Source organism: Micromonospora tarensis, from assembly GCF_016803395.1.
In the GTDB taxonomy this organism is placed as follows: Bacteria; Actinomycetota; Actinomycetes; order Mycobacteriales; family Micromonosporaceae; genus Micromonospora; species Micromonospora tarensis.
The window spans coordinates 1-1,234 of the sequence record NZ_JAEVHL010000517.1 but is presented as its reverse complement, the minus strand read 5'-3'; the positions used below and the strand labels follow the sequence as shown (position 1 = coordinate 1,234).

The 1,234-nt window shown below is 64.4% G+C and carries 1 protein-coding gene; it reads right to left on the bottom strand.

Annotation, left to right across the window (positions count from 1 at the left end; genetic code table 11):
• Positions 1-6 precede the first annotated feature (6 nt).
• On the bottom strand, positions 7-1,234 hold a 1,228-nt coding region (locus JM949_RS36060), incomplete at its 5' end, for a non-reducing end alpha-L-arabinofuranosidase family hydrolase (RefSeq protein WP_203152486.1).

Here is a 1,234-nt window from a genome sequence, read left to right as displayed (position 1 = left end):
GTTGGGTCAGCGTTGCAGGGTCAACAGACCCGGCCGGTACGGCAGCAGCCCGTAGTCGACGCCGTTGGAGCTGGGCGAACGACCCTGGTAGAGCAGTTGCAGGTTGCAGGCGTTGACAGTCATCGTCTGGTCCGCGCTGGTCCGCAGCAGCTCACCGTGGCTGATGTCGTTGGTCCAGGTCGCACCGCTGTTGGCCTTACCCGCGAACGGGTTGCTCTCGCTGGCCGCCTGCGGCGTCCACGAACCACCCAGGCTGGTCGCCGTGAACGACCGGAAGTAGCGACCCTGCGAACCGATCGCCTCGACGATCATGAGGTACTTGTTCAGACCCTGGAGCTTGTAGACCTGAACGGCCTCGAAGAGGTTGTTGGTGGTGTCGCTCATGATCGTCGTGTAGTTCGAGCCGAAGCTACCCGGGAAGTTCCCGATCGGCATGCTGGCCCGGTAGATCTTGCCGTTGTCCCCGGCGAAGAAGAGGTACATGTTCGTCCCGTCACCGATGACCGCCTGGTCGATCGGCCCGGTACCCGAACCGGTGATGCTGCCGCTGAACAAGGTCTGCGGCGACGACCACCCATTCGCGTTCGTCGGATCGGTCGAGGTCCGGTACGAGAACGCCGGGCCACCCCACTGGTACGCCAACACCCAGATGTTCTTCGGCGCGAAGTAGAACAACGACGGCGCGACAGTGCCCGAACTCATCGCGTTCTGACTCGCCGACGCCATCTGCGAGTAGTTCGTGAAGAGGCTGAAGTTCATCGAGCCCCAGCTCGACCCGAAGTCGTGCGTGGTGGCGTAGACGAGCTGCTGGCCGTTGTACGGCGCGACGGTGAAGTCCTTCAGCGACACCCATCCCGACCGCGGGTTCGCCAGCGAGCCGGTCGAGGACCAGCGATACGTCGACGGAAGGTCGCACGTGCCGGTCGGCGGCGGCGTGGTGGGGTTGCCCCCACCGTCGACGCGGACGAGCTGCCACTGCTGGTTGGTGCCGCTCCAGTCGTCGTACTGCACGATGTTGCCACCGTCGGCGGTCGAGGCGCCCTGCACCTCCATCACCTTGTTGCTGTTCCGGTTGATCAACCGGACGTAGCCGCTGTCCGAGTCGGCCAACCGGAACTGCTGGTTGGTGCCGTTCGTGTCGCTCCACTGCACGATGCTGGCGCCGTTGGCGGTCGAGAAGCCCGAGACGTCCAACACCTTGCCGGACAGCCGCGACTTCAACCGGTAGTAGCCA